Raw genomic sequence first — 15,298 nt, 5'->3', positions numbered from 1 at the left:
GAAGTTAGCTGGCAAGCCGATGTGGGTCTCAATAAAAACGATGGCAAACGCCGTATCAGCTTTATGAACCGCAAAGCCACCGCTGACTATGACAGTTACACAGCACATGTTGGGGCGGGCATTGGCAAGCGCTTTCAGCTGACTGAGCAAAGTCTGATTATGCCGACCCTGCGTGCTGACTATGCTTATATTAAAGATGAAAGCTATACCGAAAAAGGTGCCGGTGCATTAAATCTGGATGTGGATAGTATCAATGCCGAGGAATTGATTCTGATGGCACAAGTGGAAGCTAACCATCAGTGGAGTGAGTCAACTTCTTTATCGACTATGCTTGGTGTTGGTTATGATGTGATTAATGACGACACCAGTTTGACCGCCTCATATACGGGTGGTGGCACTGCTTTTACCACAGAGGGAATAGATCCATCACCCTGGTTAGCGCGTGCAGGGGTCGGAGCGACCATGTCATTGAATGATATGACCGAGCTGACAGCCAGCTATCATTTGGAAGGGCGTGAAGACTTTTTGAATCAAACAGCATCAGTGAATATGCGCTGGCGTTTTTACCAAAATGCTATGTTTAGTATAAAGAAAAGCCTCAGTGGATAACCACTGGGGCTTTTTTTGTGGCTTAATGCCCATGTTAAGTATGACGTTCAAAGTATTTAAGGATGGCAGTTGAAGCAGTTTGTTAAATCGTTTCCTTTTTATATTATTTTTATCCTGCTGATCACTGGCTGTACTCATCTGCCATCTACTCAGGAACGCCTTGCGAGTGCTACAAAGCTTGCTGAAGACGCTGGCTGGACCTCTGAAACCATATCCACCTCCTATTTCGATCTTCAGGCTTTTATACCTGCACAGCGTTTGAAAAATAATCGTTTAACAGTATTTATTGAAGGAGATGGCTTAGCCTGGATTTCACGTTCACAGCCTTCCTCTGACCCTACGCCGTTAAATCCTGTTTCACTGAAGCTGGCCTTAGCTTATGAGTCTGATGATGCCGTGGCTTATCTTGGGCGACCCTGTCAATTCACATCCCATGATCAAAAGCGTTGCACACAAAAATATTGGACCTCCCACCGCTTTTCAAAAGAAGTCATTATCGCCACAGGTGAGGCGATTACAGCACTTAAAATAATGATAGGAGCTTCTGAATTACAGCTGGTAGGCTATTCTGGTGGCGGGGCTATTGCAGCGTTAGTTGCCAGTCGACGCGACGATGTGACGCGTCTAGTCACGTTTGCAGGCAATCTGAACACAACAGCGTGGACAGAACTGCACCATATTTCACCGTTATCAGGGTCGCTCAACCCCGCAGACGCGGTATCAGGGCTTCAAGGTATACAACAGATTCATTTTGTGGGAGAACATGACCGTGTTACCCCTGCAGAAATTGTAGAAAGTTTTAATCGTTTATTACCACTGACAGCGGATAGTCAGATCATTATTATCCCCGAGGCAGATCATCGATGTTGCTGGCTACAGGTCATCAAACAAATGAAGTAAGCGTCTTAATCAATGCTGATAATCAGCACTTAATAAGTTTTGATTTACCCATACAGCAAAAGCCGCTCATTTCGGATAAATCTCACAAAGCTCACCCGGTTGAAGTAGTGTTTTCATGGTTGATAAACGTGAGAATTTAGTTCCTTTTGCCAACTTTCGTCTCTATGCATAAAGGCAATCAAGTGCTGGGCGGAAAGGAAAGTTGAAATAGCACGCTTTAAGATTAGCCTATGTTCTTAAACTAAACTGGTTCGTTATTAGTCATACAGGCATACTGCGTTTCTGTTTTTTTATTATTTTGTTGGAGACAACAGTGTTCAGAAAAAAAATCATTTATGTGCCTCTGCTGATAATCGCTATTGCATTGGGTGGAGCCCATGCAGTTGCTAATAATGAGGCAAATCAGGCAGCTCAGGCGTTAGTTGATGAGTTAGTCGCTAAAATTAACCAGAATGGCGTTCAGGTCGAAGTCGGGGAGGTTGTTGCCAACCCCTATACCAAAGATATTACGGTGAATGATGTTCTCATCACTGATGATGCTGATCGTAAACACCAGATTGGTTTACTGACGATAAGTGATATTGAGTTGAATCAGGCGCAGGATTTTATCTATGCGATGGATATTTCAACTGAGGATGCGTTGTTTACCGTTACCGGTGGTGATGGCACGGAACAACAGGAACAATCTTTAGTTGAAGCATTGCGAAACCTGGGTATTAAAGAAGACAAAATTGGTCACAACCAGCATCTGGCTTACCGCTATCATCCTGTTGAGCGCCAACTGACGCTGAATTTGCAGAATCAGTTTTATAATCCCGAGTTAACAGAAAAAGATGCGGCACAGCTGTTTTCGATGAATCTACATACCAACTTTAGTCAGATCCCGGATCTGGAAAGTCAGATGAGACGGTTAAGAAATAATGAGGATATGTCGGCTGTTACAGCAGAATGGATGCAGACTGGTTTGATAACAGCTGCCATAGAGTTTGAAGATGCTGGTGCGTGGCAGCCTTTAATAGAGCAAGGTGCTGAAAGTGCAGGGATGACTACAGAAGAATATAAAGCTGGCTTGAAACTGCAGATTCAGCAACAGTTTTCAGCTTTACAGGCGCTTTCACCCGGATTAAGAACCCAGTTGATTGAAGCCAGCAGCCAGTTTATTGATAGCGATACACCACAAGTCGAGCTGGATATAAATTCTAAAAGCCCCGAAGGTGCTGGAATATTTCTGGTCTTTATGGCGACGTTGATGTCGCCAAACGCACTTGAAAATTATTTTGATATTCAGGTAGCAGCCGAATAGGTCATGCTTATTATATCCATTTGGCTGAAAGCTTCCCAATAGCTTGTTTTAGCTGGAGTTTCACGGATAGCTACAGGAATTATTCCTCAATCTTTCCTGACCTATTGTTATCATCAAAACAGGCTCTTTATAATGAGAATGGTTGTTATTAAAGCTCAGTATCAAGTTTTGTCCCTGCAACATTAGCATTAGCTATCCATGAAGCTTAAGGACTACTTGTTTGTTATGGTTTGCTTGTAACTTTATCCCGGTAACGTTGAAAGGATGAGCATTAATAATGAATCATGTTTAACGCATATTAAACCAACTTAATTTTTCAGCTGATAAAGTTGATGCTCGTTGAGAAGGCAATGTTGCCGGAATTATTGGGAGATCAAAATGAAAAAAAATCGTTTGTTAATTGCTGTGGGATTGTTTGCTTTATTACCATTCACAGCATTTGCCGATGAATGTGATTTAGTAATTGAAGCGACAGATCAAATGACCTACAACACTAAGAAAATGTCAGTTCCTGCCAGTTGTGAAACAGTCAAAGTCACCCTTAAACATATAGGTTCAATGGCTAAAGATATGATGGGCCATAACTGGGTTTTGACCAAGACAGACGATATGCAGGCAGTCGTGAAAGCTGGCGCTGCTGCGGGACTGGATAATAATTATCTGCCGGAAGGTGATGATCGTATTATTGCCGCGACGGAAGTAATAGGTGGTGGCGACTCGGCGGAAGTTGAGTTTTCTACTGAAGGACTTGCTGATGAAAAACTGACTTTTTTCTGCTCATTCCCTGGGCATAGCGGAATGATGAACGGTCGTTTCAATATCAAATAAGTTCACCTGAAATCCTCCCTCCAGCTTGGGACTGTTGTTCTTTAACAGCCATCACTGCTGGAGGGAGGATTTTTTATTTATATCATTCGTAAAGTGCCGGGTCGACTTCTGGCAAAGCTTCGAATTGAGGCCTGGCAAAATAATAACCCTGAAATAAAGCCACGCCTTGATCGCGGATAAATTGAAACTCTTCTATCGTTTCGACACCCTCAGCAATGACTCTTATCTCCAAATCCTTACAGGTCATAATGATTGAGCGGACAATCGATTGTCTGACTTTATCTTTATTAATACCCCGAATCAGTGCCATATCGAGTTTGATAATATCTGGCTGCCAGTCGGCGAGCAAATTTAAGCCGGCATAACCGGAGCCAAAATCATCAATTGCTGTAGTGAAATTATGCCGTTTGTATTCATCAAAAATATTTTTCAGATGATTATTATCAGTAACCTTTTCCACCTCGGTGACTTCAAATATTAAATTTTTGGTGGGAAAATCCATTAAATCAGCTGCTTCCAATGTCGCTCGAATGCAGGTTTCCGGACGATAAACGGCATTAGGAAAGAAATTAATGCTGAGCATGCCTTGTAAATCAAGTTGTTTAGCCAGCTGAATGGCTTTCACCCGAATTGTCTGATCAAAGGAATAACGATTGGTGTCATTCAATTTATCCAGAATGGTATAAGCCGGCTCATTATTTATGCCACGAACCAGTGCCTCGTAACCAAAAATCTTTTTTTCCTGAATGTTAACAATTGGCTGAAAAGCCATTGAAAAATTGAAGTCCAATCCACCACCTTCTAAACATTTATTACAACCTAAAGGTTTGAAATCGGGTAGTTGATTTGTCATTTGATACTCTTTCTGTGTGTTGTTTATCGTTGGATAGTCATCTGTCATCAGATAAAAATCGTCTGATCAGTTTTCTTTATCGGGTTATTTAAATAATGTTTCAGCTGATAGGCAAAGTTGTCAGCATTATCATTCGATAACTTTTCTGGTAGCTCTTGCCTCAGCCGGCGCATATCGCCCTGACTGATATCAATGTATCCCATTGCCCAATTATTAAAAATGTATTTATTGCTAAGGCATATATTAATGAGTTTACAGTCATGATGACGTTCATCATCAAGGATTCTTTTATAGAGAGCGATAACAGCTGTTTCGGGACCTTCGAGCACCTGAATAAAATCGGAATGGTTATAACATAGGATGCCATGAATCTGAATGCGCTGATTATTTTCACGACTCTGATGTAACAATCTGGTTAAATCGACATCGGATAAGCGATTATGGGTTTTACTGGTATACAAAATTCTCAATAAGCTTTTCGTCAAAATACCGCATCCTGTTATCCAATACGAACAAGCTGGTACAACTAACCTCGTCTTGTTTCAGATTAGTCTATGTCAGTGAATGCACGACGACAAGCTTAAACATGCATCTAACAGACCTGTATCACCTTTCTTGATAACCGTCCTTGAGCTGCTGTATTTTGTCAGACTAATCAATCTGGACAGTTAATCTTGGGGCAACTGTTATGGGTCAGAGGTTCAAGCAGTAACATCTCCTGAAATGTGGACTGAATATTTTTATCATCAGGTGCCAATCGTGTCGCACAAGATGCAGAAGCTAACGCAGTTTGATGGCAACCAATATCTTTCAGGCTATAGGCCCGGTTATTCCACAGAGAAGCGTCGTATGGGAATTGTTCGGTTAATTGACCATAGACATTATCAGACTTATCAAAACGCTCCTGCTGATAATACAAATTGGCAAGTGCGATTCCTGCCTGCTGATGTTCGCTCCAATGCTCCATCGCAGCGATATAGGCTTGTTCTGCTGTTTTATGCTGTCCGGTCTTTTCAGCATCATAGGCAGTTTGTAACCAGGCCGGCATGTTCGCGGTGGCAGGGATTTGTTCAGGCCTGACAATGACCAGTGCCCAATGATCGGTGCGGGCCCAGGTACGTTCAAAGGTTTTTAATGTTGTTTGCCATCGTTTGGTTTCACCAGAACGCAGAATGAGTTCCTGTGAGTTGATATCAAAACCTATCACTACGGCATAATGCCAGAAGGGTTTCCAGTTATAGCCAAGGTTTTGCATCACTAAAACGGGATTGCCATTCGCCACTTCAGTCAATAAATCGTTCATCTTTGGCGCCAAAGGGTAGGGCATCAAGCCTTGTTTTCGAGTTGCCGCAACCATTTCTATCTGCAGGCTGCCTTGTTTCTGTGGAATATAGACCTGGTCAGTTAACTGATCGGGTGTGATATCGACGCCACGATATTGCATCACGGTTGCTAAGGCAGCCGGACCACACTGATATTGGGTCTGGGGAAAAAAGGGCACATCATCGAGCTCGGCCTGAACTGGATCGAATGGCTGTTGATTCAGAAGATTTGTCTGAGGTGTATGACTGCAAGCGGTCAACAATAAGCTCAGTAATATTAAAACACCCAGCCGAAGCTGGGTGTAGAGAGAGCGATTATCTATTTGCATAAGCTTGAATCAGATTAACGGACCGGTCTGACAAAAGGGAAAATGTCGGTTGCACCGATAGCGTCAGTAATAACAAACACCACAAAGATAAGTACTATTGCACCGAGTATCCCGCCAGCTGGCATGTCATTAATTTGCTCATTTAACTGGGCAATTTCAAAATCAGTCATGCTGTTGACACGATCCTGAACGGTTTCAGGGGCAACTCCCATTGACAATAGTTGTTGCTGAACATCGTCACGTTCCAGCATGGAAGACAATTGCTCGCGGTCATATGCAGATTGTTGTGATTGAATAACATCAGGCGTGCTGATCATTGCTGCCTGCACCGGTAAGGTGATGCTTCCGAAAAAGCCAAGCAAAGCAATCCACGCAAATACTTTTTGTTTCATACATCCCTCCGTTGATTTAAAAGGCCAAGAACTGGCCTGAATTTCAGCTTACCATGACTACGGTGACAAGAACTATATAAAACCAATTCTATTAACTTCAAGCATCAAAAAAAGCCCTAGTGTGATGAATTACCTTCGATTTTGATTATTTATTAGGTAGAGTTTCTTTATATTTTGCTTGATGGCAAACTTAAGCAAATAAAATCAACGTCAATTTTTTGCTGATGAATGGCTCAATTTGATATTGATTCCCTGAAAAATGAATTCGTTCATTCAACGTATGCGCTATTAATGGAGCTGGTTATTCGCACTAATCAAAGCTTATTGCTTAAACCTTTTACCTTTGTAACGTCTTTTGTGGCGTTTTTGTTTTGTTTGGTTTTAACCTATTTCGTTGCAGGGAAAATGGCTGAGATGGAGTCTGTTCGTTTAGAGGCTGCTTATAACGTCACTTTTAATCAGGCCGTCGATGCCGTGGTCGTAAAAATAAATGCCTATGAGGAAATGCTACGAGCTACCCAGGGCTTGTTTTATGTCTCTCCTGATTTGTCTCGTGAGGATTTTGCCAATTTTTATCAAAGCCTGAAACTGGAAGAAAATTATCCAGGCATTCAGGGACTGGGCTATGTAGTTGCTCTCTCTCCAGAACAAAAACAGATGCATATTAATGCAGTCAGACAATCCGGTATGTTGAGCTATGATATTCATCCTCAGGGAGTGCGTGATAAATATACCTCAAACCTTTATATCGAACCTGTTACCAAGAAAAATATGCGGGCTTTGGGCTTTGATATGTATGCCGATATCACTCGAAGAGACGCCATGGATAGAGCGGTCAAAACCGGCAAGGCAAGCATTACCGAAAAGGTTTTTTTAAAACAGGATGGTTCAGACTCGACCATCAATGGTTTGTTGATGTATCTGCCTGTGTACATCGACGCGAGCGAATCAGACGTTGCCATTGGTAAGCGAACTATTCATTCAGGCTGGGTCTATGCAGTGTTTCGTATTGATGATGTTTTGCAGGATGTGTTGATGACACATAAGAATGTCGGCTTGCTAAACATATATGATGATGAAGCCGAAAAATCCGAAAGCCTGTTATTTTCTCAGCCTGGAGTAGCATCCGAAGAGTCATTTAGTTTGCAAAAAAGCTACGAGGTGGGTGGCCGTACCTGGTCATTTGTAGGCCAACCTGATCGGGAATTTGCTGATTCGATCCTGCGTAACAATACAGTGATAACCTGGATAATCGGAATCGTGATTTCCCTGTTATTTGCCCTGGTGATTGCGGCCATTGCGAAAAGCCGGGCAAACGCCATCCGTATTGCTTCACAAATGACCAAATCCTATCGACAGAATGCACGGAGACTGGCGCTGGCAACAGAGGCGGCTGAAATTGCTATTTGGGAATGGGATGTGGAAACCAATATTATTATGTTCGACAGTATGGCGAGCAAGGTATTTGGTCTACCCAACTCAACTGAGCAAATGGATTACGCGGAATTTGAAAAATTGATTCACGAAGCGGATCTGTTGCCTTTCCGAGTGGCTGTAGAACAGTCCATTCAACAGCATAAATCTTTTGACGTTCGCTCCAGAATACATCATGGTGCTGAGATTCGAATGATTCATACTTCAGCAGAACTCTATTTCAACGATGCTGGACAGCTGCTTTCTCTGGTCGGTGTCAGCTACGACATCACCGAAGACTGGCAGCACCAGAAAAGGATTCTGGAGACTGAGCAACGTTGGAAACACGCTCTCGAGGGCAGTGGAGCCGGGGTCTGGGACTGGGATGTGGCCAATAATGTTGTGGTGTTCTCTGATAAATTACTGGCCATGCTCGGCTATGCTCCGGGTGAAATTATCGGTCAGATGGAACATTGGCTGAAATTAATACATCCTCAGGATATCGAAAGGGTAACGGCCGATATCAACCGGATGTTTAGTGGGGAAAAACCGGAATATCGAAATGAGCATCGTATTCTCAGCAAGGATGGCAGCTGGAAATGGATGCTGGGCAGCGCCACGGTAGCCGAACGTGATGCCGATGGGAATCCGATTCGCGTTATTGGCACCAAAACCGATATTTCATGGCGTAAACAGGCTGAGTTGGCATTGCAACAAAGTGAAGAACGTTTCCGCAATGCGTTTGATACCGCCGCAATTGGCATGGCGATTGTTGGTCTGGATGGTCGTTGGTTGGAAGTAAATGGTGCACTCTGTCGAATGTTGGGATACAGCGAAGAAGAGTTGATGGATAAAACCTTTGTTGATGTCACACATCCAGACGATCTGGATTTGGATCTTGAGTATGTACGGAAATTACTCAATGGGGATCTCGAACACTATCAGATGGAAAAGCGCTATTTTCATAAAACCGGTGATGTCATTTTTGTATTGCTGAGTGTGTCGTTAGTTCGTAATGAAAAGGGCGAGGTCATCCATTTTATTTCACAAATTGAAGATGTAACCGCTCGCAAATCCGAATCGGATCGTATTCGTCAGATGGCATATCACGATACCTTAACGGGGCTACCAAATCGGCGTTTGTTTGATGAACGAATTGGTCATACTCTGGCACATGCGAAACGGGTGGGCTATCCCATTGCGTTGATGTTTGTCGATGTCGACCACTTTAAACAAATTAACGATACCCATGGTCATGATGTTGGGGATGAGATTCTTAAATCTGTTGCTGACAGAATGTCACACTGCTTACGACAGACAGACACCTTAAGCCGTGTCGGTGGTGATGAATTTGTTATTTTACTCACCGAACTCAAAAAGCCAGATGATGCCAAATTAGTGGCAGAGCATATTCTGGAAACGGTATCGAAGCCTTTAAATGTAAATACGCATGACTTTCGTATTACCCTGAGTATCGGGGTAGCAATCTTCCCAGGCGATGCTGAAAACGAAACGGTCAGCGAGCTTACCAAAAAGGCGGACCTGGCCTTATACGAGGTGAAATCTGCTGGACGTAATGGGGTGCATATATTCGGTTCAAATCACCTGATCGCTCAACTCTGACAGCCAGAATAGTCAGGTTAATCTGAGTCCTGTTCTGCCGTCAGCTTGGTTAATTTACGGCGTAACAGGTTGGCAAACATATTCAGTTTGGGTCTTTCGTCATTGGTGAAGGCGACTGGCCGAATATGTTGCATTGCATGGATACCAATTCTGGCCTGATACAAACCCACACCAAATCCCTGGGCCACGCTGCCCAGAATTTTGCCCCCCAAACCAATACCGACCTGTTCAGAAAAGAAACTAATGCCCGCCTGGCTGGCGTAACTGCCAAGTGCAATTTTGCATACCCGTAGATTTAATCGCCATTGAGCTAAGGGGTTTAATCTGACGCCATAAATCATATTGATCTGGTTAATCATTTTCAGTGTTTTCCAGACCACTAACAAAGAATCAACAACTGCCAGCTGGCTGACCGCAATCATTGCAGCACTGCTGATACTGGTACGTTCAATAATATGGATTGCCTGGCGGTCCAGCTGTCGGTAGAAATCTTCACTGATACGATAGACAACTTCACTGTCATTTAGATAGTCAGGTAGCTTATCAACACAAGGTTTTAATAAATCAGCCTGTGGCTGACCATCATAGAAAGTCTCTAGCGAATTCAGCCATTTTTTTGCATTGCCGATATGTTGTTCATGGACCAGTTGAGCGGCCTGTTCGCGGATTTGATCGGCCCGTTTAAGCTGTTTCTGGTTGCGGCGATACACCAGTAATTGCTGTCCTACCAGGCCTGCTAAAAAAGCTGCGAAGGCACTGAAGGCTAACCCCATCGCTTTGCTTTGTTGCCAGAGCATTTGTGCAAAATCAACTATATCCCAGGCCAACATACCGATTAACAGAATGAACAATGTGACGATCAACCATTTCAAACCACGATTACGGCGCGGCGGTATCAGTAATGTGTCGTCAAAATCGAGCAATGGATCAGTTTCCACCGAATCAGGCAGGTTGACCTCGTTGTTTTCGGAGAGAACTTTGAAAAAGTTTTCAGTTTCCTCGGGGGATATATCCGCTTTTTGCTTAGCTTCCTGTTGTGGTTTAGGTTTAAAAAAATCTTCTGTGGAAGCCATCAGAATTTATCTCCTATCAAATCCCGTAATACTTTATCCATCCGAATATGAGCCAGACGTCCGCCCATTATCAAGTCAGGGTTGAGCGGAGCTCGAAGTACGGGCGGATTCCAGCGTGATAACTGATGCCACTGATCGGTATCAGGAAGTTTGTCGGGAATAGCAGGGTGGCGTAGTTCGCCATATTGTCCATCCAGTAGTCTGGCAGTCAGATGATCATTATGATCATGTGTCGTTCTTACAGCGGCCGCTATCTCCGTTTCGATTTGAATACGATTTCTAACCGATTGTGGGCAGATATGGCTGATTATATCGTCACACAGACGACGCAAAGATTCGTGCTGATTCATTAAAATTCGATCCGGTTTGGATGCCAGAAACAGAATTTTTTCGACCTGAGGGCTGAATAAACGGTTCAGAAACGCATTATGCCCCACGCGATAGCAATCGATAATCCGGCTGAAAGCAATCACCATATCGTCAAATTTTTCCTTGCCTCCGCTCAAAGCTTTCAGCACATCGATCAATACCACCTGACGATCAATGCCACGGAAAAAAGTTTTATAAAATGGCTGAACAAAGTTTTTCAGATAGGTTTTATAGCGTTGCTGCATGACTTTGTATAAGGAGTCATCATCGGCATTGTCTAATGCTTGCGGGCTTAGCGCTTGCAGATTGAACAATGGTATAAACACTGGAAAGTCACTGCTGTCAGGCAATAAAGCCCGCCCAGGTTGAATAAATGTCAAACCTGCTGTTTTACATGTCATCAGAAAACTTCGATAACGGACAAATAATGCTTCAATTTGTTGTTCATCAATTGGGGCGAGCGGATCCAAATCATTAAACTCTTTTTGCATCTCTTCCGCGAGTTGATGACGGATGCCTTTGGAACAAAGTGCAGCAGTATCCATACTCCATTGCCGATAATCTTGCTGCAACATGGCAATGTCGAGCAACCACTCACCTGGATAATCACGTAATTCCAGCGTGAATCGACGGGTTTCTCCTGTAAAGGTCGGCAACATGGATTTCTTTTTGAATTCAATGATTAACCGGCAACCGCTGATATGAGTAGTTGATGGTGGCCAGGCAGGTGGATCATCTGCCAGAGCCTGAATTCCCTGTTGATAATCGAATAGTGGTAAATCATCCAGTGGCTGTAATTTGACATTTAACAGGCGTTCATCTCTGGCTGGCAGGAAGCCTCCCAGATTTGCATTACTGGAATATTTGAGTTGATGAATAAGGCTGGTAATAAAAGTCGACTTGCCACTACCGCTAAAACCGGTAATGCCGATACTTAGATGTTTATCGAGACTGCGCGCCACCCATTTGCTGGCTTGTTGATCAATTCCATCAAGTGTTTTATTAAGGCGCAGACCTAGTTTTTCAATCTTTGAATTCATAGGCATCAGCTTACATCAGACGCTTGCTGTCTGTCTGAATTAAGAAGCAGTTGAACGTTTGTCATAATACATACTGTTATCAGCATGCAGAATCAGCTCATCGGCATCCTTACCATCATGAGGATAACAAGCAATACCAATGCTGGCACTGATATTCAGCATCACGCCAACATTTAATTCATAACCAACCGATAACTGTTCCCGTAGCTTTTCCGAGACTTGCATGGCTTCTTCCAGATTACTGTGGTTAACAATAATGGCGAATTCATCTCCCGCCAGTCTGGCAGCCGTGTCTGACTGACGAATTGATTCACGAATACGTTGTGCCACCAGGATCAGCAACATATCGCCATTCAGATGCCCATAGTTATCGTTGACTAGTTTGAAATCATTGAGGTCGATATAAAGCAGGCAAAAGGGCTGTTTATATCGGGCTGATTCGGTAATGGCCTGATTCAGTCGATCATAAAATAAAACCCGATTGGGTAACTGCGTCAGACTGTCATGTGTTGCCTGCCACTGCAGGGCGTTTTCAGATTTTTTACGCTCGGTAATATCAATGACAACAACCAGCATTCTGTCCTCGTTGATTGGCGAAGAGCGGGCCATGAAAAAATGCTGTTTGCCTGACAGATTCAGTTCGTATTCGTAATAATCACTTTCTCCACTACCCAGCGTTTTTTGTAACGCCAGTAACGTCCGCTGCGCCAGAAAGTCAGGTAATGTTTCAGTTATATGTTTATTAATAAAGTCCTGTTCAGACATCAGCAATGGCACACCATCGCCGTGTTCAAAATCAATGATTTTGCCATTTTTATCAATGGTAAACAGCAGATCCGGAATGGCTTTGATAATCGCCTGATTACGCTGATAGCTTTGCTGCAGAGCCGCTTTGCTTTCAATCAGCTGTTTGTTTATATCCAAACGCCGGCCAATTAACCAGGCGGTGGCCAGAATCAGTAACATTAGGGATAGCGCGGTCAAAAAGCTGTTACGGAGATGCGCAAAACGGTAGTTGGAAATTAATTCATCGACTACGGCTCGATTTTCACCGACAAAAACGTGTAACTTCCATTTAGGCAATGTCTGATAGGCAAATTGATAATCACCACTAAAATGCTGATAAATCCCTTCACCGGTTAAGGGTAGTTTGTCTTTATCGCTCCGATCTTTTACGTAATCCAGAGTTTGCCCAACTTCGAAGTTTCTATAGGGGACTCGAAATACAACTTCACCTTCTTGATGAACAATCGATGAAAATAGCTGGGCATTGACACTGATACCACTAAGAGCCCATGAAAAGGTTTCGATATCGATAACGGCGGCGATGACCCCTTGAAAATTATCGTTCGAATCATAAAGACCCCGACTGATCACCATAACCGGCTCTGAATGTCCCCTGCCAGGAAGCATGGGTTTTGAAGTGAAAACGCCATCCGTTTTTGAGTTCTGATGCACTTTAAAATAGTCTCGCCCGGATAAATCCAGCTGACTACGCTGATGCATGGGATAGCGTAACAGCCCATCCGCATTGATATGCAATAGAGCCTGCATTTCAGGATTATTTTGAGAATATTTCTCAAGGAGATAAGTATGAGGTGCAGAATTTTTAATAAAATCGGGATATGAACTGATCAGTTTCAACGTTTGATCAATGGCTTCCAGTTTAGATTCCAGTAACTGGGTCTGCATCAATGCCAGCAACTGGTTACGTTGCTCGATCTGTTGGTTAATTTGTGAGGAGTAGGCTGATAACTGCGATTGATAATTTTGATAAATGACCAGCAACGTCAACCCAATCAGCACGAAGGTATAAAGCAGTAGTTTGCTATGAATTGGGTAAGGTAATTTTATAACAGGTTTATCAGACACCGGACAAACCTATTAGAGAAGGTATTGGCGAACCACGGAAAATGGACTCCGTTCGCTGGATCGAAATAAGAAAAAAGTTGAGTCAATACAAAACAATGGTGTTATCTCAGCAAACAGGACTGTTACATTCTGATTCAAATATATCATTAATTACTAACTGAATTGGATTTGACATGATTAGGTGGCTAACTATAAGCTGGCTATCATGTTACAAGTTAAAGATATTCCTAACGCTGAAATATTACAGAAGTTTGCCGATCGTTACCCGCAAACCGACATTAAAAATGTCATGACATTTTTGAATCTGCTGCGCGTCGGTTCTGATTTGTCTTTGGGATTAAACAGCTATCTTGCGGAATATGACTTGTTACAGGGACGATGGTGGGTTTTGCTATTGCTGATGCGAGAGGATAACCTGAGTTCAACACCCTCAGCGCTGGCTAAAAAAGCGGGGGTTTCGCGAGCCACCATGACCGGTTTATTAGATGGGTTGTTACGCGATAAATTAATCAGTCGCGTGCATGGTAAGCGGGATAGACGGCAGATACTGATTCGAATGACCGTTCTGGGACAGGCAAAACTTGATGAGGTAATGCCTGGTTATTATCAACGTGTAAATCAATTAATGCAGGCGCTGAGCGAAACTGAAACAACCCAACTTATGTCGTTATTGAAAAAAATCTATCAACAACGACATGTTTTTGAAGATGAATCTCATCTTAAATAATGTAAAAAAAAAGGAATCTCTATGAAATTTTTAAATCGTTTATTACCCTTAAGTCTGCTTATTCTGGCAGTGAGTGCATGCAGTAACCCCGGTGCTGATTATGATGCACAGGAAGTCATTAATTCTGCCAATGAGCAGTGGAATGCTGCTTTCAACGATAAGGATCTCGATGCGTTAACCGAACTTTATGCATCACAAGCCACTTTGTCGCCCGGTGATGGCAATGTGTTGAATGGCCAGCAGGAGATTGCGGCACTGTTTCAGGGCTTTTTCGATAATGGGCTGCACAATCATAATATAACCACTATCGCCACTTATTCATCTGCAGGACAAGTCAGTCAATTGGCTAACTGGTCAGCAGATGTTGAAGGTGAAAATGGTGAAACGATGACATTTAATGGTGTGTTGATGACAGTTCTGCAACAGAACGACCAGGATGAATGGGAAGTCGTTTCACATATCTGGAATATGGCTGAATAAATCCAACAGTCTTTGCAGCAAAAAAAGCCGATCTCAATGATCGGCTTTTTTATGCTAGGGCTTGTTTATCTTTCATCTCCGCCTCTGTTGTGAGCTGAAAAAGCGTCAATCAAGGCACAAGGAGCGCCTTATAGTAATTCTAAATAAGCGACGAGAAACACAGAG

14 protein-coding genes are annotated in these 15,298 nt (G+C 43.1%); 7 read left to right on the top strand and 7 right to left on the bottom strand.

Features of this window, described 5'->3' with window-relative positions; genetic code table 11:
* The 4 genes from B3182_RS06340 to azu all read left to right on the top strand — a co-directional run.
* On the top strand, positions 1-609 hold a 609-nt coding region (locus B3182_RS06340; protein ID WP_292752032.1), incomplete at its 5' end, for an autotransporter outer membrane beta-barrel domain-containing protein.
* A gap of 69 nt (positions 610-678) precedes the next feature.
* A complete protein-coding gene (locus B3182_RS06335) occupies positions 679-1,509 on the top strand; it encodes an alpha/beta fold hydrolase (protein ID WP_292355755.1) in 831 nt (276 codons plus the stop codon).
* Positions 1,510-1,822: 313 nt separating this feature from the next.
* Positions 1,823-2,812, top strand: coding sequence for a hypothetical protein (locus B3182_RS06330; protein WP_292355752.1), 990 nt, complete (start codon positions 1,823-1,825; stop codon positions 2,810-2,812).
* A gap of 378 nt (positions 2,813-3,190) precedes the next feature.
* Positions 3,191-3,640, top strand: coding sequence for an azurin (azu, locus tag B3182_RS06325; protein WP_292355750.1), 450 nt, complete (start codon positions 3,191-3,193; stop codon positions 3,638-3,640).
* A gap of 82 nt (positions 3,641-3,722) precedes the next feature.
* Here the strand turns inward: azu and B3182_RS06320 are convergent, their stop codons facing one another.
* The 4 genes from B3182_RS06320 to B3182_RS06305 form a co-directional block, all read right to left on the bottom strand.
* Positions 3,723-4,493 carry an EAL domain-containing protein gene (locus B3182_RS06320; RefSeq protein ID WP_292752029.1) on the bottom strand — a complete coding sequence of 257 codons (771 nt, stop codon included), beginning with the start codon at positions 4,491-4,493 and terminating at the stop codon, positions 3,723-3,725.
* Positions 4,494-4,540: 47 nt separating this feature from the next.
* On the bottom strand, positions 4,541-4,978 hold the full coding sequence (locus tag B3182_RS06315) for a BLUF domain-containing protein (protein WP_292355746.1): 438 nt from the start codon (positions 4,976-4,978) through the stop codon (positions 4,541-4,543).
* A gap of 170 nt (positions 4,979-5,148) precedes the next feature.
* Positions 5,149-6,144 carry a PA2778 family cysteine peptidase gene (locus B3182_RS06310; RefSeq protein WP_292355744.1) on the bottom strand — a complete coding sequence of 332 codons (996 nt, stop codon included), beginning with the start codon at positions 6,142-6,144 and terminating at the stop codon, positions 5,149-5,151.
* Between the two features lie 14 nt (positions 6,145-6,158).
* A complete protein-coding gene (locus B3182_RS06305) occupies positions 6,159-6,536 on the bottom strand; it encodes a DUF6627 family protein (protein WP_292355742.1) in 378 nt (125 codons plus the stop codon).
* Between the two features lie 228 nt (positions 6,537-6,764).
* Here B3182_RS06305 and B3182_RS06300 point away from each other — a divergent pair, with 228 nt between their 5' ends.
* On the top strand, positions 6,765-9,572 hold the full coding sequence (locus B3182_RS06300; protein ID WP_292355740.1) for a sensor domain-containing diguanylate cyclase: 2,808 nt from the start codon (positions 6,765-6,767) through the stop codon (positions 9,570-9,572).
* 17 nt (positions 9,573-9,589) lie between these two features.
* Here the strand turns inward: B3182_RS06300 and B3182_RS06295 are convergent, their stop codons facing one another.
* Genes B3182_RS06295 through B3182_RS06285 form a run of 3 tightly spaced genes read right to left on the bottom strand, consistent with a single transcriptional unit; the run spans position 9,590 to position 13,926 of the window.
* The gene (locus B3182_RS06295) at positions 9,590-10,645 is read right to left on the bottom strand and encodes a TIGR01620 family protein (protein WP_292355737.1); all 1,056 of its coding nucleotides are present in this window, start codon (positions 10,643-10,645) and stop codon (positions 9,590-9,592) included.
* Positions 10,645-12,054, bottom strand: a complete 1,410-nt coding sequence (locus tag B3182_RS06290; protein ID WP_292355735.1) for a YcjX family protein — start codon at positions 12,052-12,054, stop codon at positions 10,645-10,647. The genes B3182_RS06295 and B3182_RS06290 overlap by 1 nt, the downstream gene beginning before the upstream one ends.
* A gap of 39 nt (positions 12,055-12,093) precedes the next feature.
* A complete protein-coding gene (locus B3182_RS06285) occupies positions 12,094-13,926 on the bottom strand; it encodes a sensor domain-containing diguanylate cyclase (RefSeq protein WP_292355733.1) in 1,833 nt (610 codons plus the stop codon).
* Positions 13,927-14,131: 205 nt separating this feature from the next.
* Here B3182_RS06285 and B3182_RS06280 point away from each other — a divergent pair, with 205 nt between their 5' ends.
* Both B3182_RS06280 and B3182_RS06275 read left to right on the top strand, forming a co-directional pair.
* On the top strand, positions 14,132-14,653 hold the full coding sequence (locus B3182_RS06280) for a MarR family winged helix-turn-helix transcriptional regulator (protein WP_292355731.1): 522 nt from the start codon (positions 14,132-14,134) through the stop codon (positions 14,651-14,653).
* Positions 14,654-14,674: 21 nt separating this feature from the next.
* Positions 14,675-15,133, top strand: a complete 459-nt coding sequence (locus tag B3182_RS06275) for a YybH family protein (RefSeq protein WP_292355729.1) — start codon at positions 14,675-14,677, stop codon at positions 15,131-15,133.
* The last annotated feature ends 165 nt before the right edge of the window (positions 15,134-15,298 follow it).

Source organism: Methylophaga sp. UBA4204, assembly GCF_002379485.1.
In the GTDB taxonomy this organism is placed as follows: domain Bacteria; phylum Pseudomonadota; class Gammaproteobacteria; order Nitrosococcales; family Methylophagaceae; genus Methylophaga.
Note: the sequence above shows the minus strand (reverse complement) of the source record. Positions and strands in the feature narration are given on the sequence as shown.